This window comes from Variovorax sp. AC194 (assembly GCF_979257995.1).
The window spans coordinates 4,998,664-5,021,611 of sequence record NZ_OZ409823.1; the positions used below are offsets into that span (position 1 = coordinate 4,998,664).

Annotated in this window: 21 protein-coding genes; 11 read left to right on the top strand and 10 right to left on the bottom strand. The window is 67.1% G+C overall.

Translation table 11 applies throughout. The annotated features are described in order from the left end of the window. Nucleotides 1–90: 90 nt before the first annotated feature. From ACZYRS_RS23800 to ACZYRS_RS23815, 4 genes are all read left to right on the top strand, one after another. Complete coding sequence (locus tag ACZYRS_RS23800; RefSeq protein ID WP_463421223.1) at nucleotides 91–3,315, top strand: efflux RND transporter permease subunit; 3,225 nt, start codon at nucleotides 91–93, stop codon at nucleotides 3,313–3,315. 92 nt (nucleotides 3,316–3,407) lie between these two features. Continuing rightward, nucleotides 3,408–4,661: an efflux RND transporter periplasmic adaptor subunit gene (locus tag ACZYRS_RS23805; protein ID WP_463421224.1), complete on the top strand. Its 1,254-nt coding sequence runs from the start codon at nucleotides 3,408–3,410 to the stop codon at nucleotides 4,659–4,661. Then, nucleotides 4,658–6,112 carry an efflux transporter outer membrane subunit gene (locus ACZYRS_RS23810; RefSeq protein WP_463421225.1) on the top strand — a complete coding sequence of 485 codons (1,455 nt, stop codon included), beginning with the start codon at nucleotides 4,658–4,660 and terminating at the stop codon, nucleotides 6,110–6,112. Before ACZYRS_RS23805 ends, ACZYRS_RS23810 begins: the two co-directional genes overlap by 4 nt. Before the next feature lie 163 nt (nucleotides 6,113–6,275). Beyond that, nucleotides 6,276–7,040, top strand: a complete 765-nt coding sequence (locus tag ACZYRS_RS23815) for a carbonic anhydrase (RefSeq protein ID WP_463421226.1) — start codon at nucleotides 6,276–6,278, stop codon at nucleotides 7,038–7,040. Between the two features lie 28 nt (nucleotides 7,041–7,068). On the opposite strand, the gene ACZYRS_RS23820 is transcribed toward ACZYRS_RS23815, so the two are convergent. Further along, entirely contained in the window at nucleotides 7,069–8,166 is a 1,098-nt protein-coding gene (locus ACZYRS_RS23820) for a PA0069 family radical SAM protein (RefSeq protein ID WP_463421227.1), read from the bottom strand. A gap of 119 nt (nucleotides 8,167–8,285) precedes the next feature. Here ACZYRS_RS23820 and ACZYRS_RS23825 point away from each other — a divergent pair, with 119 nt between their 5' ends. The 6 genes from ACZYRS_RS23825 to ACZYRS_RS23850 all read left to right on the top strand — a co-directional run bounded on the left by ACZYRS_RS23825 (nucleotide 8,286) and on the right by ACZYRS_RS23850 (nucleotide 12,455). Next, complete coding sequence (locus tag ACZYRS_RS23825; protein WP_198787846.1) at nucleotides 8,286–8,876, top strand: GbsR/MarR family transcriptional regulator; 591 nt, start codon at nucleotides 8,286–8,288, stop codon at nucleotides 8,874–8,876. A 61-nt stretch (nucleotides 8,877–8,937) separates the two neighbouring features. Further along, entirely contained in the window at nucleotides 8,938–9,369 is a 432-nt protein-coding gene (locus ACZYRS_RS23830; RefSeq protein ID WP_463421228.1) for a thiol-disulfide oxidoreductase DCC family protein, read from the top strand. Nucleotides 9,370–9,427: 58 nt separating this feature from the next. Continuing rightward, entirely contained in the window at nucleotides 9,428–10,372 is a 945-nt protein-coding gene (locus ACZYRS_RS23835) for an SAM-dependent methyltransferase (RefSeq protein WP_463421229.1), read from the top strand. Between the two features lie 28 nt (nucleotides 10,373–10,400). Continuing rightward, nucleotides 10,401–11,453, top strand: a complete 1,053-nt coding sequence (locus ACZYRS_RS23840; RefSeq protein ID WP_463421230.1) for an SRPBCC domain-containing protein — start codon at nucleotides 10,401–10,403, stop codon at nucleotides 11,451–11,453. Then, nucleotides 11,450–12,100 (top strand): DUF4166 domain-containing protein, encoded by a 651-nt coding sequence (locus tag ACZYRS_RS23845; protein WP_463421231.1) that lies wholly within the window; start codon nucleotides 11,450–11,452, stop codon nucleotides 12,098–12,100. Before ACZYRS_RS23840 ends, ACZYRS_RS23845 begins: the two co-directional genes overlap by 4 nt. 7 nt (nucleotides 12,101–12,107) lie before the next feature. Continuing rightward, nucleotides 12,108–12,455 carry a DOPA 4,5-dioxygenase family protein gene (locus tag ACZYRS_RS23850; protein WP_463421232.1) on the top strand — a complete coding sequence of 116 codons (348 nt, stop codon included), beginning with the start codon at nucleotides 12,108–12,110 and terminating at the stop codon, nucleotides 12,453–12,455. 17 nt (nucleotides 12,456–12,472) lie between these two features. On the opposite strand, the gene ACZYRS_RS23855 is transcribed toward ACZYRS_RS23850, so the two are convergent. The 4 genes from ACZYRS_RS23855 to ACZYRS_RS23870 all read right to left on the bottom strand — a co-directional run bounded on the left by ACZYRS_RS23855 (nucleotide 12,473) and on the right by ACZYRS_RS23870 (nucleotide 15,685). Next, complete coding sequence (locus ACZYRS_RS23855; RefSeq protein WP_198787840.1) at nucleotides 12,473–12,856, bottom strand: DUF427 domain-containing protein; 384 nt, start codon at nucleotides 12,854–12,856, stop codon at nucleotides 12,473–12,475. A gap of 42 nt (nucleotides 12,857–12,898) precedes the next feature. Next, nucleotides 12,899–14,248, bottom strand: coding sequence for an erythromycin esterase family protein (locus ACZYRS_RS23860; RefSeq protein ID WP_463421233.1), 1,350 nt, complete (start codon nucleotides 14,246–14,248; stop codon nucleotides 12,899–12,901). Beyond that, the gene (locus tag ACZYRS_RS23865; protein WP_463421234.1) at nucleotides 14,245–14,916 is read right to left on the bottom strand and encodes a phosphoribosyltransferase; all 672 of its coding nucleotides are present in this window, start codon (nucleotides 14,914–14,916) and stop codon (nucleotides 14,245–14,247) included. Before ACZYRS_RS23865 ends, ACZYRS_RS23860 begins: the two co-directional genes overlap by 4 nt. Nucleotides 14,917–15,028: 112 nt before the next feature. Next, complete coding sequence (locus ACZYRS_RS23870) at nucleotides 15,029–15,685, bottom strand: glutathione S-transferase (RefSeq protein ID WP_463421235.1); 657 nt, start codon at nucleotides 15,683–15,685, stop codon at nucleotides 15,029–15,031. Nucleotides 15,686–15,766: 81 nt separating this feature from the next. Between ACZYRS_RS23870 and ACZYRS_RS23875 the strand changes: the two genes are divergently transcribed. Next, on the top strand, nucleotides 15,767–16,984 hold the full coding sequence (locus ACZYRS_RS23875; protein ID WP_463421236.1) for a polyhydroxyalkanoate depolymerase: 1,218 nt from the start codon (nucleotides 15,767–15,769) through the stop codon (nucleotides 16,982–16,984). A gap of 24 nt (nucleotides 16,985–17,008) precedes the next feature. Here ACZYRS_RS23875 and ACZYRS_RS23880 read toward each other — a convergent pair whose 3' ends face one another. From ACZYRS_RS23880 to ACZYRS_RS23900, 5 genes are read right to left on the bottom strand one after another with little or no spacing between them, the layout of a single operon-like run. Continuing rightward, nucleotides 17,009–17,725 carry a glycosyltransferase family 2 protein gene (locus ACZYRS_RS23880; RefSeq protein WP_463421237.1) on the bottom strand — a complete coding sequence of 239 codons (717 nt, stop codon included), beginning with the start codon at nucleotides 17,723–17,725 and terminating at the stop codon, nucleotides 17,009–17,011. Between the two features lie 7 nt (nucleotides 17,726–17,732). Further along, nucleotides 17,733–19,301 (bottom strand): phosphotransferase, encoded by a 1,569-nt coding sequence (locus ACZYRS_RS23885; RefSeq protein WP_463421238.1) that lies wholly within the window; start codon nucleotides 19,299–19,301, stop codon nucleotides 17,733–17,735. Further along, the gene (locus ACZYRS_RS23890) at nucleotides 19,298–20,410 is read right to left on the bottom strand and encodes a hypothetical protein (protein WP_463421239.1); all 1,113 of its coding nucleotides are present in this window, start codon (nucleotides 20,408–20,410) and stop codon (nucleotides 19,298–19,300) included. The genes ACZYRS_RS23885 and ACZYRS_RS23890 overlap by 4 nt, the downstream gene beginning before the upstream one ends. Nucleotides 20,411–20,429: 19 nt before the next feature. Beyond that, a complete protein-coding gene (locus ACZYRS_RS23895) occupies nucleotides 20,430–22,184 on the bottom strand; it encodes a hypothetical protein (RefSeq protein ID WP_463421240.1) in 1,755 nt (584 codons plus the stop codon). 3 nt (nucleotides 22,185–22,187) lie between these two features. Continuing rightward, nucleotides 22,188–22,829, bottom strand: coding sequence for an aspartyl/asparaginyl beta-hydroxylase domain-containing protein (locus ACZYRS_RS23900; protein WP_463421241.1), 642 nt, complete (start codon nucleotides 22,827–22,829; stop codon nucleotides 22,188–22,190). Between the last annotated feature and the right edge of the window lie 119 nt (nucleotides 22,830–22,948).

Below are 22,948 nucleotides of genomic sequence, written 5' to 3' on the forward strand. Positions count from 1 at the left end.
GCACCACACCAAAGAGATGGCGAGAGCAAACTTAAATCTACTTCCTTATGATGCGAAACCTTTTTCCGCCGGAAGCAGAGAACCCTCGCCATGGTCCAGCTCGCGTTGCGTCGTCCTTACACCTTCATCGTCATGGCGATGCTGATCGTGCTGGCCACGCCCTTTGTCCTGGCGCGCATGGCCACCGACATCTTTCCGGAGATCAACATCCCGGTGGTCAGCGTCATCTGGAACTACACGGGCCTGCCGGCCCAGGAGATGGGCCAGCGCATCTCGGGCCAGGTCGAGCGGGGCCTCACGACCACGGTGAGCGACATCGAGCACATCGAGTCGCAGTCGCTGGCGGGCGTCTCGATCATCAAGGTGTTCTTCCAGCCCACGGCCAACATCGAGATGGCGATCTCGCAGGTGGTGGCCTCCATGCAGGCGCAGGTGCGGCAGCTGCCGCCGGGCATCACGCCGCCGCTGGTCATCAAGTATTCGGCCTCCAGCGTGCCGGTGATCCAGCTGGCGCTCTCCAGCCCCACGCGCTCTGAGAATTCGCTCTTCGACGCCACCGTCAACCAGCTGCGCCCGCAGCTCATCACCGTGCCGGGCGCGGCCATTCCCTTTCCCTACGGCGGCAAGAACCGGTTGATCTCGGTCGACCTGGACACCCAGGCGATGCAGGCGCGCGGCCTGACGCCGGCCGACGTGGTGAACGCGGTCAACACGCAGAACCTGATCCTGCCCTCGGGCACCGCCAAGTTCGGCGCCACCGAATACAGCGTGCGCATGAACGGCTCGCCCGACGCCATCGCGGGCCTGAACGACCTGCCGGTGCGCACCGTGAACGGCGCCACCACCTACCTGCGCGACGTGGCCTACGTGCGCGACGGCTTCTCGCCGCAGACCAACATCGTGCGCCAGGACGGCGTGCGCGGCGTGCTGCTGTCGGTTCTGAAGAACGGCGGCGCCTCCACGCTGGACATCGTGGCGAACATCCGCGCGATGCTGCCGATCGCCACCCAGTCGATGCCGCAGGACATCAAGGTCACGCCGCTCTTCGACCAGTCGGTGTTCGTGAAGGCGGCCGTGAAGGGCGTGGTGTTCGAGGCCATCCTGGCCGCCGCGCTCACGGCCGCGATGGTGCTGCTGTTCCTTGGCAACTGGCGCAGCACGCTCATCATCGGGCTCACGATTCCGCTGTCGATCCTGGCGTCGATCCTGGTGCTGTATTCGCTGGGCGAAACGCTCAACCTCATGACGCTGGGGGGCCTGGCGCTCTCGGTGGGCATATTGGTGGACCAGGCGATCGTGACCATCGAGAACATCGAGCGCCACCTGCACATGGGCACGCCGCTCAGGGAAGCCATCGAGGTCGGCGCGGGCGAAATCGGCAGCGCCGCCTTCGTCTCCACGCTGTGCATCTGCATCGTGTTCGTGCCGATGTTCTTTCTCTCGGGCGTGGCGCGCTTTCTGTTCGTGCCGCTGGCCGAGGCGGTGGTGTTCGCGATGCTGGCCTCCTACCTGCTCTCCCGCACGCTGGTGCCCACGCTGGTGATGCTGCTGATGGGCGGCGTGCATGCGCAGCCGGTCCACGGTGCCGTGGCCAAAAAACCCAGCGCACTGCAGCGCGTCTACCAGAGCTTCGACCGCCGCTTCGAGCGCGTGCGCCGCGCCTACACGCTGCTGCTGTCGGTGGTGCTGTCCAAGCGCGGCGGTTTCATCGGCCTCTTCCTCGGCTTCTGCCTTCTTTCCTGCCTGCTGTATCCGGCGCTGGGCCGCGACTTCTTCCCGACCGTGGACGCGGGCCAGATCCGCCTGCATGTGCGCGCGCCCACCGGCACCCGCATCGAGGAAACCGCGCGCCTCACGGACCGGGTGGAAGTGGCCATCCGCGAGCTGGTGCCCGCCGACCAGCTCGAAACGATCCTGGACAACCTGGGCATTCCCAACAGCGGCATCAACCTCTCGTACAGCAACGCCGGCACCATCGGCACCTTCGATGCGGAGCTGCTGCTCTCGCTGAAGGACGGCCACCGGCCCACCGAGGAATTCGTCTCGCTGCTGCGCGCGGAGCTGCCCAAGCGCTTTCCGGGCATCGAGTTCTTCTTCCAGCCCGCGGACATCGTCACGCAGATCCTGAACTTCGGCCTGCCCGCGGCCATCGACGTGCAGTTCAGCGGCGCCGACACGGCCGGCAACGCGGCCCGCGCGGCCGAGCTCACGAAAGCGATCAAGCAGATCCCGGGCGCGGTCGATGCGCACGTGCACCAGCGGCTCGATGGCCCCAGCCTCAACCTGCAGATGGACCGCACGCGGCTGCAGCAGTACGGCCTCACCGCGGCCAACGTCGGGCAGAACGTGCTGATCGCGCTCTCGGGCAGCTCGCAGACGGCGCCGGCCTTCTGGCTCAATCCGGTGAACGGCGTGGTCTACAGCATCGCGGTGCAGACGCCGCAGTACAACATCGACTCGCTCGATTCGCTGCTCAACATCCCGGTAGGAACCGGCGGCGCTGCGGCGGCAACTGGCGCCTCGCAGCAGCTGCTGGGCAACCTGGTCGATGCGCAGGCGGCGCGCCAGCCGGCCATCCAGTCGCGCTACAACATCGCGCCGGTGATCGACGTCTACGTGAGCGTGCAGGGCACCGACCTCGCGAGCGTCGCCTCCAAGGTGCAGGTGCTGGTCGACCAGATGCGGCCCAAGCTCTCGCGCGGCAGCCAGGTCACCATCCGCGGGCAGGTGCAGACGATGCAGTCGTCGTTCATCGGCCTGGGGGTGGGCCTCGTGATGGCGATCGTGCTGGTGTACCTGCTGATCGTGGTCACCTTCCAGTCGTGGCTGGATGCGGCCATCATCATCACCGCCCTGCCCGCGGCGCTCGCGGGCATCGCGTGGATGCTGTTCATCACCGGCACCACGCTGAGCGTGCCCGCGCTCACGGGCGCGATCATGACCATGGGGGTGGCCACGGCCAACTCCATCCTGCTGGTGTCGTTCGCGCGGGAGCGCCTGCAGGCGGGCATTCCGCCGCTCTCGGCCGCGCTCGAAGGCGGCGCCACCCGCATCCGCCCGGTGCTGATGACGGCGCTGGCCATGATCATCGGCATGATCCCGATGGCACTGGGCCTGGGCGAAGGCGCCGAGCAGAACGCGCCGCTGGGCCGCGCGGTCATCGGTGGCCTGCTTTTTGCCACGGTGTCGACATTGTTTTTCGTACCCGCCGTGTTCGCGGGGGTGCACAGTCGGCTTGCGCACCGCAAGGCAGCACGTGAAGAGGCCGGCCATTCGGCTCACACGCCAGCGGGCGCAGCGCCCCAGGAGAACTAGTACGTGACCCCCACGCTCATTCACTTCATGTATTCGCTGCCCCCCGAGGGGGCCGCAGCTCGCCTTGGGGGCGGCCCGGCGCCGAGCTGGTCATGACGGAGCAACGCCACTCGGCATTGGCCATCCACCCCATCGCCGCCGAAGAGGGCGAAGGCGAACTGCTGCGCCGCCGGCAGATCGTCAAGCGCACGCGCTGGCTCGTCGTGATCGTGCTCGTGCTGCTGGCGCTCGGTGCGGCGCGCACGGTGTTCGTGCGCATCGCCAACGCGCGCGCGCTCGAAGCGGGCACGAGCGAACGCGCCAAGCTCCATGTGCAGACCGCGCTGCCGCGCACGCCCACCGCCGGCCAGACGCTGGCGCTGCCGGGCACGCTGCAGGGCTTCGTGCAGTCGCCGATCTCGGCGCGCGCGAGCGGGTACCTCAAGCGCTGGACCAAGGACATCGGCAGCCGCGTCGAAAAGGGCGAGCTGCTCGCGGAAATCGAAACGCCCGAAATCGACCAGCAGCTCTCGCAAGCGGTCGCCGCACGCGCGCAGGCCGCCTCGGGCCTCGGGCTCGCGCAGAGCACCGCCGAGCGCTGGGAAAACCTGCGCAAGAAAGACGTGGTCTCCCAGCAGGACCTGGACGAGCGCCGCAGCGCCGTCGCGCAGGCCACCTCGAACGTGGCCGCCGCCGATGCCAACGTGCAGCGCCTGAAGCAGACCGAAGGCTTCAAGCGCGTCGTCGCGCCGTTCGCGGGCGTCATCACGCGCCGCAACGTCGACGTGGGCGACCTCATCGACGCGGGCGCGGGCGGCGGTGCCGGGCGCGCGCTCTTCATGCTGGCGCAGACCGATCCGCTGCGCGTGTACATCAACGTGCCGCAGGCCTATGCGCAGCTCGTGAAGGCCGGCCAGCCGGTGGTGGTGACGCAGGCCGAGCTGCGCGGCCAGAGCTTCAAGGGCGAAGTGGCGCGCACCTCGGGCGCCATCGACGCGAGCACGCGGATGATGCAGGTCGAGGTGTCGCTGCCGAACCGCGACGGCGCGCTGCTGCCGGGCGCCTACGTGCAGGTGTCACTGCCGCTGGCCGCGGCCCGCACGATCACGGTGCCGGCCAATGCGCTGCTGTTCCGCGCCGAGGGCACGCGCATCGCGGTGGTCGATGCGCAGGGCCGCATCGGCTTGCGCGCAGTGACGCTGGGCCGCAACTACGGCGAGAGCGTCGAGGTGACCGACGGCCTCGGCAACAACGACCGCATGGTGCTCAACCCCTCCGACTCGCTGGCCGAAGGCGACGTGGTGACCGTGGCGCCCGATGAACCCGCCCCCGCCGCGAAGGCAGCCGCGAAGAAGGAACCGGCGTGAGACTGCGGGTCATTGCCGCCGCGACCCTGCTCGCCGCGGCGCTGCTCGCCGCGGGCTGCGCGGTCGGGCCCGACTACAAGACGCCCGAGACGCCCCTGCCCGTCAGCTGGACGCTCGAGGCGCCCTGGCGCGAGGCCACGCCGAACGACATGGCCGATAAGGGCCCGTGGTGGAAGCGCTTCAACGATGCGCAGCTCGACGCGCTGCAGGACAAGGCCCTCGCCGGCAGCCCGACGCTGGTCATCGCCAACGCGCGGCTGGCCCAGGCGCGCGCCAATCTCGATGCCAACTCGGCCAGCCGCTTCCCGCAGCTGGGCCTGGGCGCCCGCGCCTCGCGCCTGAAGATCTCCGCCAACCGGCCGCTCACCAACTACGCGACCACCAATGCGTCGACCGTGCAGAACGACTTCGCGCTGTCGCTCAACGCCAGCTACGAACTCGACCTCGCGGGCCGCGTGCAGCGCACGGTCGAAGGCGCCACGGCCTCGGCCGAGCAGTCGGCCGCGGACCTTGCGAACACGCGCCTCGTGCTCACCGCCGACGTGGCGAACAACTACTTCAACCTGCGCTCGACCGACGTCGAACTCGATGTGCTCTCGCGCTCCATCGGCCTGCAGCGCCGCGCGCTCGAGCTGGTCACGGCGCGGCACGACCTGGGCGCGATATCGGGCCTGGACGTCGCGCAGCAACAGGCGCTACTGGAGACCACGCTCACGCAGGTCGACGTGCTGAGAAAGCAGCGCGCGCAGTACGAGCACGCGCTCGCCACCCTCACCGGCACGCCCGCGCCGAGCTTCGCGCTGCCCGCGGACCTGCGCGAGATCCGCCCGCCCGCGGTGCCGCTGGGCGTGCCGTCCGAAATCCTCCAGCGCCGGCCCGACGTGGCGTCGGCCGAACGCTCGATGGCGGCCGCGAACGCGCAGATCGGCGTGGCGACCGCGGCCTTCTATCCGAGCTTCATCATCTCGCCGACCGTGGGCGTGGACAGCCGGTTGATCGAATCGCTGTTCAACGGGCCCAGCCTCCTGTGGTCGGTGGGCGTGTCGGCCACGCAGGTGCTGTTCGACGGCGGCCGCGTGCGCGCGAACGTCGATTTCGCCAAGGCCGGCTACGACGCGACCGTGGGCAACTACCGCCGCACCGTGCTCACCGCGATGCAGGAAGTGGAAGACGGCATCACCGGCCTCTCCGCGCTCGACAGCGCCACCACGCAGGCGCAAGCGGCCGTCGCCGCCGCGCGCCGCGTGCTCGACATGGCGACCAGCCGCTACGAAGGCGGCGCCTCGACCTACCTGGACGTGATCACCGCGCAGCAGTCGCTGCTGACGGTGGAGCGGCAGGCCGCGCAGCTGCAGGGGCAGCGCCTGCTGACCGCGGTGTTTCTCGTGAAGGCATTGGGCGGCGACTGGGAAGGTGCCGCCACGCTGGGCTCGGTCGCGCGAAAGGAATGACGGCAGCGCGCCGTGCACGCCATCGCGCGTGAACGGCGCTGCGCCGCGGGTTCATCTCGAAGTGGTAGAAGGCCATCGGCCATCAGGCATCAGCCATCAGCCATCAGCCATCGAAGAAGGCGATGTCCGATGGCCGCTTCAACCATCAGAGAAAGAACAAACAATGACATCACATCTCTCGATCCTCACCCGGCTCGCCATCGGCGGCCTGATCGCCACCGCGGCGCTCGCCGCCTCGGCCGAGGACGCGCACACGCACTGGGACTACCGCGGCAAGCTCGGTGCCAAGGCATGGGGCGACCTGGAGCCGGGTTTCGCGACCTGCAAGCTCGGCAAGCACCAGTCGCCGGTCAACATCAAGGCGCGGCAGGCGAAGAAGGCGGCGCTCACGCCCATCGGGTTCGACTACGCCGAGGGCAGCGGCGAGACGGTCAACACCGGGCACACCATCCAGGTCAATCTCGCGAACGGCGGCACCCTGCACCTGGCCGACGGCGACTTCAAGCTCGTGCAGTTCCACTTCCACACGCCGAGCGAAGAGCGCATCGACGGCAAGGCCTACCCGATGGTTGCGCACCTGGTGCACAAGAGCGATGCGGGCCAGCTCGCGGTGGTCGCGGTGCTGCTGAAGGAAGGGCATGAAAACGCGGCGCTGAAGTCCGTGTTCGATGCGCTGCCGTCCAAGGCCGGACAGGCCGAGCCGCTGAAGGCAGCGCTGAACCCGTCGGACCTGCTGCCGGCCCGGCGCGACTACTACCACTTCACCGGATCGCTGACCACGCCGCCCTGCAGCGAAGACGTCAGCTGGCAAGTGCTCAAGCAACCGGTGGAAGTTTCCAGAGGCCAGCTCGCGGCATTCCGCAAGCTCTACCGGATGAATGCACGGCCGGTGCAGCCGCTGAACGGCCGCGTGCTCGAGCAGAGCTGAGCGCCGGACGTCACCGCCCGCAGGCTCGCTAGAACAGATTGCCCTGCCCCACCGCCCCCGGCGGCCGGAACGCGGTGATATCCAGCGGAATGCGCTCGCGGTTGAAGCCCAGGCGCTTCGTCGCCTTCTGGAAGCGCTGGTGGATCAGGTCGGCCCAGAGGCCCGAGCCCTTCATGCGCGTGGCGAAATCGGCGTCGTAGTCCTTGCCGCCGCGCATCTCGTGGATGCGCGCCATGATGCGGTCCGCGCGCTGCGGGTAGTGCAGCGCGAGCCATTCCTTGAAGAGCGGCGCCACCTCCCAGGGCAGCCGCACCACCGTGTAGAAGGCGCTGCGCGCGCCGGCCTCCCAGGCGGCTTCGAGCACGTGCTCCATGTCCTCGGTGACGAACGGAATCTGCGGCGCCACGCTCACGCCCACCGGCACGCCCGCCTCGGCCAGCGTGCGGATGGTGCGCAGCCGCCGGTGCGGCGCGGCCGCGCGCGGCTCGAGCTTGCGGGCGAGTTCGCCATCGAGCGTGGTCACCGTGATGTACACGGCCACGAGGTGCTCGGCCGCCATCGGCGCGATCAGGTCGAGGTCGCGCTCGATGGCGCTCGATTTGGTGACCAGCGCGAACGGGTGCCGCACTTCCTTCAACAACTCGATGACCGAGCGCGTGATCCGCAGCTCGCGCTCGATGGGCTGGTAGCAGTCGGTGGCGGTGCCGATCGCGATGTAGCTGGGCTTGTAGCTCTTGCGCCCGAGCTCGGCGCGCAGCACCTCCACGATGTTGCGCTTGGCGATGAGCTTGGTCTCGAAATCCAGGCCCGGCGAGAGATTCAGGTAGCTGTGCGTGGGCCGCGCAAAGCAGTAGATGCAGCCGTGCTCGCAGCCGCGGTAGGGGTTGAGCGAGCGGTCGAAGTAAATGTCGGGCGATTCGTTTTCGGTGAGCACCGACTTCACGTCCTCGAAGCGCACCTCGGTCGCGAGCGGCATGAGCTCCTCGGCCTCGGCCACGCCCTCTTCGAGCGTGCCCCAGCCGTCGTCGAAGGCGTCGCGTTCGTCCTTGGAGAACCGGTGCGCGAGCCGCGTGGCCGCGCCTCGGCCCTTGATGATGTGGATGGGAATGGTGGATTCGGATGCCATGGCAAATCCTCGGAATGGAATTTACTGTTTATTCATACAGTATTTCACCATTCTCCGGCGCCCGGTGATTTTTCTATTTCTCTATTGACAGAAATTTAGGAAATCCTAGACTCGACCGCATGGAACTCACAGAAATTCAACGCAAGTTCGTCGTCCACTGGGGCGAAATGGGCTCCATGTGGGGCGTCAACCGCACCGTCTCGCAGATCCACGCGCTGCTCTTCGCCCACGGCAAGCCGATGCACGCCGAAGAGCTCTCCGACACCCTGGGCGTGGCCCGCTCCAACATCAGCAACAGCCTGAAGGAACTGCAGGCCTGGAACCTCGTGCGCGTGACCCACATCCTGGGCGACCGGCGCGATTATTTCGAGACCAGCGTCGATGTGTGGGAGCTCTTTCGCACCGTGGTGCGCGAGCGCAAGGAGCGCGAGTTCGACCCCACCATCCGCGTGCTGCGCGAGCTCGTGTCCAGCCCCGATTTCCAGAAGGAGCCGGCCGATGCGCAGGACCGCATCCGCTCCACCATGGACCTCATGAACAAGCTCGCCACCTGGGCCGACGAGATGCTGCGGCTCTCGCCCGGCACGCTGGACAAGGTGCTCACGCTCGGGGCGAGTGTGCAGAAGTTCGTGCGCGGCGATGCGCCCGCGGCACCCGCTGGCAAGGGCGACGATCCCGATGCGCACCACGCCAGCCTGCCGATGATCTAGCCACCCCTTTTTTTGCTTATCTATTTCTGTTTTGACTGAAATATCGAGAACCAAGAACACCATGAGCCGCACCGCCGCCACGACCTACCCGCTGACCGTCTACTACGACGCCACCTGCCCGCTCTGCGTGGCCGAGATGGGCGCGATGCGCGCACGCGATGCAGCCGGCCGGCTGGACCTCGTCGACTGCTCGCCCCTCGGCTTCGCCGCCGGCCCGGCGCCGCGCGAGGCGCTGATGACCGCGATGCACGCGGTCGATGCGAATGGCCGCGTGCTGTCCGGCGTCGCCGCGATCCGCGCCTGCCGCGCCGCCGTCGGCCTGCCCGCGGGCGGCGCACTGCTCGATGTGCCGCTCGTCGGCGCCCTCGCCGACCGCGCCTATGCCGTGCTCGCGCGCAACCGCTACCGCCTGCCGCGCTGGCTCGTCGCGCGCCTGGCGGGCCGCGGCGCCATCGCGCCCGCCACCTGCGCCGACGACCACTGCCGCCTCTGAACCGATCACGCTGTCACGCCCCCAGGGAACACAAGAACCAACGTCCGAAAGCGCCTCGATGCCCACCGTCTTCCAGCCCGACTTCCGCATGCCCTCCACCGCAACGCATCCGCCGGCGCAGGCCACGCCCATCACGACCGAGGACACGCAGGACTACTTCACCGAAGTGGCGGTCGACTACAGCGCCTGGAGCCCGAGCTACAACATGCACTTCGGCTTCTGGCGCGCGGGGCTCAACCCGCTGCGCCGCGAAGGCATGCTGGTGGAGATGAACCGCGCCGTCGGCCGCGCGCTGCGGCTCGATGAGATGCAACCCGCCGCAGGCCAACGCCGCTGCGTGATCGACATGGGCTGCGGCGCCGGCGCCACCGCACGCACGCTGGTCGGCGACGACGCCTCGCTCTATGCGGTCACCGTCACCAACGTGCCGGTGCAGAACCGCATCGCCGCGCGGCTCGATGCCGCGGCCGGCGTGGCCGATCGCGTCGCGCACATCGAGGCCGACTACACCCGCACGGGCCTGCCCGCCGCGCAGGCCGACGGCGCCTGGGCGGTGGAGAGCGCCTGCTACGCCGAAGGCACCGCCAAGGCCGACTTCGTGCGCGAGGCCGCGCGCCTGCTCAAGCCCGGCGCGCGGCTCGTGGTGGTCGATGGTTTCCTGCTGCGCAGGAACCCGGGCCGCATCGCCCACTGGCTGCACCGCCTCTGGGCCGACAGCTGGGCCGTGCCCACGCTGGCCACGCGCGACGACTTCATCGCGGCGCTGCGCGACCACGGCTTCGGGGACATCGAATTCAAGTCCCTGCGCTGGCGCGTCGCGCCGAGCGCGCTGCACATCCCGGTGCTGGCCACGCGCTTCACGCTGGCCGAGCTCTGGAAGGCGCGCGGCAGGTTGAGCCCGTGGCGCCGCAAGCACATCGTGGCGAGTTATTGCGCGCTCGCGCTGGGCATGTTCTGGCGCGACTTCGACTACGCCATGGTGACCGCCACGCGCAACAGTTGATAAAACACAAAGAGGAGAAGATTTTTCGATGAGCACCGAACCCGAAGAAAGCAGGCTCTCCGAGCTCGCCCCCCTCCACGCCGATTCGAACGACGCCGAAGAGCCGCCCCGCCGCCGCATGCCCTTCGCCTGGTTCTGGCCGCTGCTGGTCGGCGCGGCCGCCGCGCTCGTGCTGCGCATCGCCTTCAGCGGCGGGCCGGGCCATCCGTTCTCCGCCATGCTCGGCGCCTTCGTGTACCTCGCGCCCGCGGTGTGCGGCGCGGTCACGGTGTACATGGCCGAGCGCATCGAGCGCCGCAGCTGGGGCTACTACATCTGGGCGCCGTGGGTCTCCACGGCCCTCTTCGTCATCGGCACGCTGCTGGTCTTCATCGAGGGGATGATCTGCGCGGTCGTCATCGTGCCGCTCTTCGCGGTGATGGGCAGCATGGGCGGCCTGGCGATGGGCCTGGTGTGCCGCGTCACCAATTGGCCCAGGCCTGCGCTCTACAGCTTCGCGATGCTGCCGCTCGTGCTCGGCGCCATCGAGCCGCACCTGCCGAACCCCGACCAGTTCTCCACCACCTCGCGCACGCTCTTCATCGCCGCGCCCACCGAGCGCGTGTGGCACGAGCTCAACAATGCGCGCGACATCCAGCCCGCCGAAGTCGATGACGCGTGGGCCTACCGCATCGGCGTGCCGCTGCCCCTGGCCGGCGTGACCGAGGAGACGCCCGAGGGCCGCGTGCGCAAGGTGCTGTGGCAGAAGAACGTGCACTTCGAGGAGGTCATCACCGAGTGGCAGCCCGGGCGCCTCCTGAAGTGGCGCTACCGCTTCGCGCCCGACTCCTTTCCGCCCGGCGCGCTGGACGACCACGTGATGATCGGCGGCCAGTATTTCGACCTGCGCGACTCGGCCTTCACGCTGACCCCGCGCGATGGCGGCACCGAGCTGCGCGTCGATGTGGCGTGGCGCGTGAGCACGCGCTTCAACTGGTATGCGGACCGCGTCGCGGGCTTCCTGCTGAACGACGGCGCCGAGCACATCCTGCGCTTCTACAAGGCGCGCAGCGAAGGCACCGTGGCGGTGGCTGCGCAATGACGCGCGACACCGCGCCACCGGTCTTCCAACAAGCGCTCGGCGCGGACTGGGAACGCCTGGGCGACGTGATCCGCCGCCACTACACGATGACGCCGTTCTCCGACGACTACGTGTGCGTGCGCGGCACCATGAACGAAGTCCATCACGCGCCCTGGGCCGCGCTGCTCATGCCCTTGGGCCGCCTCTTCGGCGCGCTCGTTCCCTACACCGGCACCGGCGTGCCGATCGAGGTGCACTACCGCTGCCACCCCGAAGACGCGAACCTGTACTGGGACCGCGTCTTCCACTTCGCGGGCCGCCAGCCCTTCCACTTCCGCTCGCACATGGAACACACCGCGCCGCACGGCGCCGAGGTGATCGAGTACGTGCGCTTCGGCATCGGCATGCGCCTGGCAGTGAGCGCCGAAGACGGCGCGCTGGTGTTCCGCGACCGGGGCTACATCTGGCGCATCGCGGGCCTGCGCATTCCGCTGCCACTCGGCCTTTTCATGGGCACGGCCTACGTCGAGGAACGCCCCGACCCCGCGAGCCCCGAGCACTTCACGATGAAGATGCTGCTGCGCCACCGCTGGTTCGGCGACGTGTTCCGCTACAGCGGGCGATTTCACCTGCCCGCGCACCCGGCATCGCGCGTGGGATCACAATGAGCGCACCATGCCGCGCCGCCCCGAAAACCTCTACCCCCAGTACCACGCCCACGTCTACTTCGCACCCGACACGGTGGCGCAAGCGCGTGAACTCTGCGAGCGCGCGGGCCGCGAGCTGATGGTCGTCGTGGGCCGCGTGCACGAGCGCCTCGTCGGCCCGCATCCGCACTGGAGCTGCCAGATCGCCTTCGACGCGGCCGAGTTCGACCAGGTCATCGCATGGCTCGATGCCAACCGCAAGGGCCTCGATATCTTCGTGCACGGCGTGACGGGCGACGACCTCGCCGACCACACGGCGCATGCGATGTGGCTCGGTGAAGAAAGCGCGCTCGACCTGCGGATGTTCCGGCGCTAGCACCTGCGCCGGTCGCCTTACGGCAGGCTGCGGATGCGCAACGCGGCGGACGCCGTCTCGTCGAATGCGAGCCGCCCCGCGAGCGCCTTGTGCTCGTCGTAGGGCACCTCGTAGCTCCACGCCACGTCCTTCGCGTGCTTGTGCCGCGTCTCCGCGTCGAAGTAGCTGGCCTGGCCCTTGAACGGGCACTCGGTGACGGTGGCCGAGGGCTTCAAGAATTCCATCCGCGCGTCCTCGCGCGGAAAGTAGAAGCGCGGCGGATGGCCGTCCTCGTCCACGCGCAGCACGTTGCGCGAATCGGCGACGGTTTCGCCGTCGATCTCCACCGTCATGCGGGCGTCGACGATGGATTCTTCGACCTTGTGCTCGGGCGAGTTGTGATGGCCTGGGGACTTGCTCATGGGTTGGGTTCCTCTGTGTCGGGTTGTCAGGTTGTCAGGTTGTCAGGTTGTGAAGGGATAGGTGTCGGGCAGGTCCGCCGCATCCGATGCGGCGTCCCACGCGGCATGCGCCTCGAGCGGGCGCACCGCCCGCGTCGTGTCGATGTGCACCAGCGCATCGAACTGGCCCGCGGGCTCGGCCTCGAAGTAGTGGCTCTGGCGTTCGGTCTCGGGCCGGTAGATGACGCCGATCGCGCGCTCCAGCAGGCGCTGGCGCAGCAGCGCCACGTGGGCGCCGTCGCCGCGCAACGGCAGCATGAAGCGCCCGATGCCGGTGTCGTGCAGCAGGCGCTCCACGCTGCCCGCGAGCGAGGGCACGACCTCTTTGCGCTCGAGCGGCGCATCCCAGTCGGAGGCCGCCGCCACGGTGCCGCGGTGCGTGGTGAAGCCGACCAGGAAGGCGTCGCCGCCATGGCGCTCGCGCACCAGCTGGCCCAGCGTCAGTTCGCCGCGGCGCTGCCCCATCTCGGTGGCGCGCGCGTCGCCGACGTGCGAGTTGTGCGCCCAGACGACGATCTTCGCCGGCGCGTCCGCGCGGCCGAGGTGCTGGGCGATCGCATCGAGCGTCCCGGCCATGTGCGTATCGCGCTGGTTCCACGACGACGCGTTGCGCATGTACATGCCGCGGTAGTACGACTCGGCATTGCGCACGAGCCGCGCGTTCTGCTCGGCGTCGAACGCGGCCTCGGCGTCGAGTGGCCCGGTGCGTTCCCGCGCGGCGGCGCGCTGCACGTCCACCAGCATGGCGACGACCTCTTCCTCGCAGCCCTCGGCGCCGCGCAGGCCCGTCATCATTCCGTAGACCTGGCTGTCGTCGCCGAAGCGGTCGAAGCACGCGTAGCGCTCGCGCGCGAGCGGCGCGACGTCGGGCCGATGGCGTTCGAGCCAGGCGAGCACGCGCGCCATCGAGGCGTGCAGGCTGTACATGTCCAGGCCGTAGAAGCCGCACTGCGCGGCATGCGCGCGGCCAGCGTCGAAAGCGCGCAGCCAGCCCACGAAATCCAGCACATCGGCGTTGCGCCACATCCAGGTCGGAAAGCGCTCGAAGCCCGCGAGCGCCTCGTTCGCCGAGGCAGCGGACGCATCGCCGCCCGTGCCGCGCACGAAGGCGTTGACGCGGTAGGCGTCGGGCCAGTCGCCCTCCACGGCGACCGCGCGAAAGCCGCGCTCGGCGATCAGACGTTGCGTGATGCGTGCGCGTTCGCGATAAAACTCGTGGGTGCCGTGCGAGGCCTCGCCGAGCAGCACGAAGCGCGCATCGCCGATCGCATCGAGCAGCGCCGAATGATCGTCGTCGGGCGACAGCGGCACTGCGGCGGCGCGAATGGCCTCGACGTCGGCAGAGCGGTTCATGGCACCGCATGCGCGTGGCGCGCAGGTTCAAGATGCCGGGCTTCGGCCAGGAGCCGACGGACCTCCTCGTCGGTGGTCTGCGAAAAATCCGCGTACCACTCGCCAACCGAGAAAAAGGTCGCGGGGCAACGCACCCCGAGCACCTCGTCGGCTTCGGGCCGCAAGAGCGCGATCGCGTCCGGCGACACCACCGGCGCCGCCGCGACCACGGCGCCCGCACCCAGTTGCCAGAGCCCGCGCACTGCTGCCAGCATCGTGGCGCCCGTGGCCAGGCCATCGTCCACCACGAGCACCTGGCGTTCGCAGACGTCGTGCGGCGGTTGGCCGCCTCGGTAGTCGCGCTCGCGCCGTTCGAGCTCCGCGCGCTCGGCCTCGATCACTTCCTCGATAGCGGCGGGACCAAGGCCAAGCCCCCCCACCACGCCCTCGTTGATCACCGAGACGCCGCCTCCGGCAATGGCGCCGAAGGCGTACTCCTCGTGCCCGGGAATGCCGAGCTTGCGCACCACGTACACGTCCAGCGGCAGTCCCAGCCGACGGGCTACTTCCCACGCGACCGGCACGCCGCCGCGCGGCAGCGCCAGCACCACGGCGTTTGAAAAGTCGCCATGCGCGCTGAGCACCTGGGCCAGCAGGCGGCCTGCGTGTGCGCGGTTGCGGAATTCCATGCCTCGATGTCCTTCGATGGCATTTCAATCTCCGCGCAACGCGCAGCGGCGTCTGTCGGAAGCGGCGTGTACGGGCGTAGGAATGGTCGGACCCGGCGCGGCCCGCGCGCGCCTAGAACTCCGCGTCGAGCTCGTCGATTTCCTCGGGCTCCTGCTTGGCCGCGGCCACCCATTCCTTCATCGCGGGCAGTTCCATCACGCGCTTGCAGTAGGCCGCGCAGGTGCTGTCGAGCGCCACGTCGTAGCTCAGGAACCGCGTGACCACCGGCGCATACATCGCATCGGCGATGCCCGGCTGCTTGCCGAACAGGAACGGCCCCCCGTAGGCCTTCAGGCACTCGCGCCAGATGGCCACGATGCGGTCGATGTCCGCCTGCGCGCGCGACCACACCTTGAAGTTCTTGAAGTGGGCCTTGATGTTCATCGGCAGCGCGCCGCGCATCGAGGCGAAGCCCGAATGCATCTCGCCGCAGATCGCGCGGCAGTGGGCGCGCGCGGCCGCATCGGCCGGCAGCAGCCCGGCCTTGGGCTTGATCTCGTTGAGGTACTCGCCGATGGCCAGCGTGTCCCACACCTTCACGCTGCCGTGCTGCAGCGAGGGCACCAGCATCGAGGAGGACAGCAGCAGCATCTCGGCCTTCATGGCCGGGTCATCGGGCGGAATGATCTTCTCGCTGAAGTCCAACCCCGCCAGCCTGCACATCAGCCAGCCGCGCAGCGACCACGCGCCGTAGTTCTTGCTGCTGATGGTGAGAACGGGTTTGGCCATCGGGAAGCTCCTTGACGTTGCATGCCCTGCGTGCAAGCGCCATGCCACCCGGTTGGCCCGCAACTTGCCTGCACCCCCTGCATGCTGTACCGGGCCTACCAGAACCAAGCCGACCTTCTCTCGCCCTTGCGGCTCGCGGCGCAGTACTGGGGCAAGGCCCTCTGGAAAGACGGCGCCGACCGCACCATGTCGCGGCGCCTGGCGGCCCAGTTCGAGGTGTTCTCGCGCATGCGGCTGACCCACTCGCGGCCGGCCTACGGCATCGATTCGGTGATGGTCGATGGCACGCAAGTCGTTGTCCACGAAGAGAAAACCCTGGTCTCGCCGTTCGGAACGCTGTTGCACTTCCGAAAGGACATCAGAGCGGTGCACCCGCCCGTGCTGCTGGTTGCACCACTGTCGGGCCATTTCGCGACGCTGCTGCGCGAAACCGTGCGCACCCTCTTGCGCGACCACGACGTGTACCTGACCGACTGGCACAACGCGCGCGACGTGCCGCTGTGGCACGGCGGCTTCAGCCTGGACGACTACACGCTGCAGCTCATCCAGTTCCTGGAGACCATCGGCCCCGGCGTGCACATGGTGGCGGTCTGCCAGCCCTGCGTGGCGGCGCTGGCCGCGACCGCGCTCATGGCCGAGGACGACAACGCCGCCACGCCGCGCAGCCTCACGCTCATGGCCGGGCCGGTCGATTGCCGCATCAACCCCACGGGCGTGAACGTGCTGGCCACCAGCAAGCCCATCGAGTGGTTCCGCCGCAACCTCATCAGCCACGTGCCGTGGCCGCACGCGGGCGCGATGCGGCGCGTGTACCCGGGCTTTTTGCAGCTCTCGGCCTTCATGAGCATGAACCCCGAGCGCCACAAGAAGCAGTTCCAGGACATGTTCCAGCACCTGGTGGAAGGCGACATCGAGAAGGCCCGCACCATCGGCAGCTTCTACGACGAGTACCTCGCGGTGAACGACCTGCCGGCCGAGTTCTACCTGGAGACGGTCGAGCGCGTGTTCCAGACCTACGACCTGCCGCGCGGCGTGCTCACCGTGGGCGAGCGCACGGTGAACCCCGCGGCCATCCGCCGCACCGCGCTGCTCACGGTCGAAGGCGAGCGCGACGACATCTGCGCGGTCGGGCAAACCGTGGCCGCGCAGGACCTGTGCACCGGCATCCGGCCGTACCTGAAGACGCACCACCTGCAGGCGGGCGTCGGGCACTACGGCGTGTTCAGCGGCAGCAAGTGGAACGCGCAGATCTATCCGCGCGTGCGCGAGACGATCCACGCGGCGGCCGAGCTGCACTGAGGCCGCAGCGGCCTCACGCGGGTTTCAGTCCCACCGTTTCGCGGCCGCCTCTTCGTACTCCTGCGGCGTTCCGCAGAACACGATCTCGCTGCGGTCGACGAGCTCGTAGGCCACGCGCCCGCCCTTCTCGATCAGCGCGTTGTAGCAAGGCGCGATGTAGTACTCGCCGCGCGTCATCGCCTGCCTCGCGCGCTGGTGCGCGAAGGCCTCGTCGAAGACCCGCGCATCCGCGAAGTGATAGAGGCCGTCGCTGCAGAGGTTGGAGATGCGCTCCTTCTCCGTCGTCCGAAGCACCGCATGGTCCGGGCCCGGTTCCACGAACGACCAGTGATCGCCCTCGCCCTCGAACACCTCCAGGTACCCCAGCGCATCGGCCGCCCGGGGCGACTTGCTGAAGCCCGGGCGGATGGTGTCGATGTTGAAGACGTACAGCGCATCGCCCGGCGGCATCTGCCGCAGCCCCTGGTGCACCGTGTCGGCCTGCCCGAGCGTGTCGCCCTCGATCTCGACGATGCGGAAGTCCTTCACGCCCAGGGTCTTCAGCTCCTGCTCGATGAACCCCGCGACGTCGTGGTCGCGCCGCACCACGAAGAGAAAGAGATCGTCCGCGAAGTAGCGCTCGAACGACTTCACGACGTGGAAGAACACCGTCTGCCCATGCAGCGGCAGGCGGTACTTGGGCAGCGCGTAGCCGGCCTCGGTGAAACGGCGGCTCTTGCCGACCATCGGTATGACGAACATTTTTTTCTCAGTGCTCCATGTGCGCCATGAGCTCGTAAAGGCGCAGTGCGTTGGCCAGCATCGCGCGCTGGCGGCGCGGCGTGTCCTGGTGCAGCGGCAGCATCGACAGAAACAGCATGACGGTGATGGGCGCCACATGCCGCGCCGTCATGCCGTTCAGAAGCGGCAGGCCCGCGAACAGTTTCTGGATCGCCGCTGCGTCCTCGTCGGCATGGATGCGCAACTGGAAGTCCAGCCCCGTGCCCTCGTCGATGTCGAAGGCATCGGCCACGATGTAGTCGTACAGGCCCAGCACCGAATGCGCGAGCTTCGCGAGGTCGTAGCGCAGGTCGCCCACGAGGCGCGCCTCGCCGCGGAAGTTGAGGCCGCGCGGATCGATCACCTTGATGCAGTCCGAGCGCGTGTCGAACAGGATGTTGCTCAGGCACAGGTCGCCATGCATCACGCCCGGCACCAGCGGCACGCGCGCCGCGGCCTCGATGCAGCGCGCGAGGATGTCCGAAAGCGACGGCAGCGCACGCCCGTTCAACCGCGTGGGCGCCGACACGCTCAGGCCGCAACCGTCGGCATAGGCGTTCATGCGCGCGCGGGTCTTTTCCGCGAGCATGCCGCGGCTGTCTTCGGCCACCACCTGCCGCTGGCTGTCGCTCAAGGGCACGGCCGACTGGCAGGCGGCCAGCCAGTCGGCCAGGTGCTTGAACACGCGCGACCAGAACGCCGTCGAGTTGCAGCCGTGCACGTACAGCTCGTTGAGCGGCGCCATGCACAGGTACTCCAGCTCGTAGCCGTAGCCATCGGGTGCGACCGGGCCGTGGTCCAGCAGCTGCGGCGCGTAGACGCGAAGGCGCGGCGGCAGCGCGCCGAACCACTGCGCCTCGGCCTTGATCTTCTCGGCGGGCCTGCCCGTCTTGCGCACGCGGCGATCGCCGATCGCCAGGTCGTTGAACGCGCGCTGCGTGGTGATCTGCGCGCGCGAGCGGTAGAAGGTGTTGACGTGCCCGAAGTCCGACCACTTGTCGGTGTGCACCCGCTCCAGGTAGCAGGCCTCGTCGTAGGCCGAGACGGCTTTCTCGAACGCGCCGCGCGCCGCCACCAGGCACTTGGCCAGCCGCCCCACCGAGTGGAAGGCGAAGTAGCCGCACCACACGCGCGTGCCGGCGTCGGGGCCTTGGTCGACGTGCCAGTCGTAATCGTCCGCGGACTCGGCCACGCACAGGCAATCCCAGGCGGCCGGCAGGTCCTCGATCAGCGTGTCGCCGTGCAGGATGCGCAGCCCCTCGCCGTAGTTGCCGATGGTGTTGATCGAGAACAGCACCGAATCGGCCAGCGTGAGCCCGTCGGGCACGCGCAGCACCTGCACCGCCTGCGCCTGAAGCGCGCGCACGTCGCGGTGCGGGATGGCGTAGCTCTCGGGCAGCGAAAGATAAATGCTCTCGCCGGGAAAGCGCGCCTGCAGCACCGCGAACTGCCGCAGGAACAGGCGCCGGTTGCCCACGGGCAGAAACGCCGGCGGCAGGCGGCCGAATTCCGATTGCAGTTCCGAATCGACGTAGGCGGCGGAAGTGATGACGATCACTGCGCTGGCCCCAGGTCGATGGCGAGGAATTGTTTGACCTCCGCGCCCGAAATCGAATAAGAGGCCAATGCGCGCTGCACGATTTTCATGAGCCGGGGGTTGTGGATCGCGGCGCGCTGGTCTTCGTTGGCCCAGGCGTAAGGCGGCAGGTTCTTTTCCTGGCCCACCACGTCGTCTTCGTCGTCCAGCCCTTCCAGGATCTTGAGCATCAGCGAGCGGCCGCGCCAGATGTTGTCCTTGATCACCGGCGTGCCATCGGCGAATTTCCGGTCCCGCAATTCCGGGGGAATGATCATGGGAAATTCCTTTTTCTTGACAAGTTCCGCCAACCGGTTCCAGAAATGCCGAACGTCATAGGGATTGGGATTGAGAAAGACCTGCTCATTCAATTCCTGCAATGACGATGGCAATGGCGTATTCCACAATTTTGGATTGCGGTCGTTTTCCGCCAGCGTGACCCATTCTGCCCATTTGGCCATGCCTTCCAGGAACCAGCTGGCGCGGAACATGGTGTAGCCGTATTGATAGAGATGGAACAATTCATGCGGAATGAGAAAATCCTTCTCGCGCTCGTGATTGCCTTTCAATGCGGAATTGATGGCCATTGAAATCGAGCATTTGTCGGCGCGAATACTGCTGCCTGGATAGCGGATCACCGCCGAAAACGACAGGCCGCGCTTGTCCGTGATCTCGGGGCTGTAGACATCGAAATTCAGGAAATCGATGTCGATCGATTCGGCCTGCCGGAATCTCGGGCTGGTGAGCGGATCGCGGAAGCCGTTGCGGTTGAAGATCTGCCGCACGGTGTCCAGATGGAGCGCCGCGTCCTCGACGATATCGGGCATGCCATTGCGATTGATATCTGCATTGCTATACAGCGCGTGCGGGCCCGATTGCGTATAGAACACGCGAATGCCATTGAATTCGAATTTCTGTTCCAGTTCGAGCCGGTGCTGATTCCTGGAATTGCGGCATCCCGGCGCTTCCTGCAATTCCCGTGCGGACACCGAAGGCACGCATGCGGCGTACGCAATCGCGCCGCCCGCGAGAATCTGCCTCCAGGGCAATCGGATGGCCAGCATCGGGGCGCCTGCGGCGGATATTCGCATGGTTATTCCGGTGAATTCTTCAATTCAGGGAATTCCAGAGCAATTTATCCATTTCGCTCGATGGTCCCGAGGGTAAATCGATGGCGAGCAATTTCCGCAATTCATTCTTTCCATAGGACGCCGCGGGCATCGCCTCGACGGGCACGATGTTTTCGAGGGGGCGGCGGCGTACCCCCTGGAACAACAGCGAATGCGCGAGCGAGCAGTGCGAGCGCAGACGCCTCGGAAATCCGAACCATTTTTCGTCGATCGCCTGGGTCTGGAGCTTCAGCGTATTGGCGTAGCAGCCGATGGCTTCCGGAGATCCGATGGCGAATTGATCGCCCGCATAAAGCGTCTTGGTGACCATCAAATGATTGAAATAAATGACGCGTTGTTTGCGGCATTCTTCGGCCATTTTTATCCAGTCCGGTTTTTTGTCGCTTGCCCGGAATGTGCGGTCCGGCCTTATTCTGAGCACGAGATCGAAGGCTGCGCCGTCGTCCATCATCAGGCGGTGCGCTTCCTGGATCTTGTAGAACATCTTGCGCTGGTTGTTGGCATCGTTCTCGAATTCGGGCCTTCGATGGCTTTCAATGACAATTGCAGTGTCATTTCCGTAGACCGCTTTGATATCCGATTCATTGACCGTCGAAGATACCGCCAGCATCGAAAAGAAATTCGGATAGGCCTTCTTCATCGCTTCGAGGCCGTATTGAAATCCCGCCTGCTTATAGGCCTGGGCAAATGCTGCATGCTTGAATATGCGATCGACGCCATTTCCGGACAGCGGATCGGGAAATCGCCAGCCGGTGTCTTCCCAGGTGTGGACGAAATATTTCACGCGATGCCCGTCGAGGTGCAGGTGCTTCCAGGTCTCGAAAGCCTCTGCATAACCGCGCATCTGGCCCGAAATACAAATCGCGATATCGAGTTGCTGCCTGTTCAATTCGCGGGGCGGGCTTTGGACGGCGACGCCAAATGCACTGGCAATTCTGGCGCTCGACAGCGCTGCGCCACCTTTTTCAACCGCGACAGACTCGCGCACCTGCTGAAGCGCACGATCGTAGACCGCCTCGTCCAGCAATGCATACCCCAGAATCAGCACGCGGCAGATGGCTGCATCCTTCAGCCGTCGGATTCCTTTTTCGTCCTGCAGGATATCCGCGACAAATTCCCTGAATATCTTTCCATTCGCCGGAAGCGAGGTCTGGAAGAATTTGCACAGGGTTTCGTGGTTCTGGCTTTCAAAGAAATCGATCAGGGTTTCTTTTTGGATATCTTCCCCGTAACCCTCGAATCCTTCAATTGCCAGTTTCAGTGCGACCAAATCCTGAGGATTCTCGAACGATTTCTCCCCGATCAACGGCCGGGCAATACCGGCAATGCTTTGATAAGTCGCCGCGTGATGCCTTTTCAGCCCCGCTAGATAGGTAGCGAATTCAAACGGAAACGCATCGATCACCTGCGCCAGCCGCTGCGCCAGCTGCGCGATCTGCCCCGCGATCAACTGCGTGAACGCGACGTCCATCCCCTGCTGGTCCTTCTGGAACGCCGCTTTCCACGGCGCGCTGCTCCGCAGTTCCAGCGCCGCGTTGACGTTGCCCGAGAGGATCAGCGCGTCCTGGTACCTCGGAAGAATCTCTTTGCTGAACGCGTGGTCCTCCTTCAGCGCGCTGCGAAGGCGGTAGAGGCCCAGCTCCAGCTGGTCCGACTTGCCCAAGGCGTGCAGGTCGGCGTCGATGTCCGCCGCGGATGTCCAGGCGCCGAAACCGTTCAGGTCATCGGTGGGCATCGGTCAGTCCGTCGCCGCGAAGGCGTCGGTCTTCTGGAACACTGGCAGCCATGGCTCGGCCAGCATGCGCAATTCAGGCCCCGGGTTCAGGCCCATCAAGAGGTGCGCGCGGCTGGAGGGCTGGTTGCTGCGGTTCACGGCGCGGTGGTTCACGTCCACCCGCACCAGCCAGGCCGAGCCGTCGGCGGGCAGGTGCACGCTCTCGATGCTGCCGTCGGCGCGCTGCCACTCGAAAAAGCAGTTCGGGTTCGTGACGATCGGGATGTGCAGGCGCCAGGTTTCCTTGAGCGCATCGGTGTGCAGCGGCATCTCGGCGCCTTCGCTCTCCAGCTGCATGATGCGGGCGCGGAAGGGCGCCAGGCCCGTCTCGCGCAGCGCATCCATCACCTCGGCGAGATACCCCGAGCAGGCGTCGGTCGGCGCGGTGCCGGGCACGAAGGGCTGCTTGCCGGGGATGCGGCGGATGCCGTCGGTGAGCGTGCCGTCGCGGCTGGTGACGGCCCAGCCGATGTAGTCCACGCGGTTGTCGCGGTACGGCATCGAGGGCAGCGTGCAGACGTGCGCCAGGAAATGGCGCCGCAGCGCATCGGCATCGATGCGGAAATCGGCCAGCCTCGCGAACATGACATCTCGTGAGTGCTTCATGTCTTCTCCTCGTTCCTCTTTCTTGTCGGTGCCATCGCGAACGGATGGCGCGGATCGCGCGAGGCGCTTGCACAAACGATGAGGCAAGGCTGCGCGCACAAGCGCGGGGTCGTCAGGCC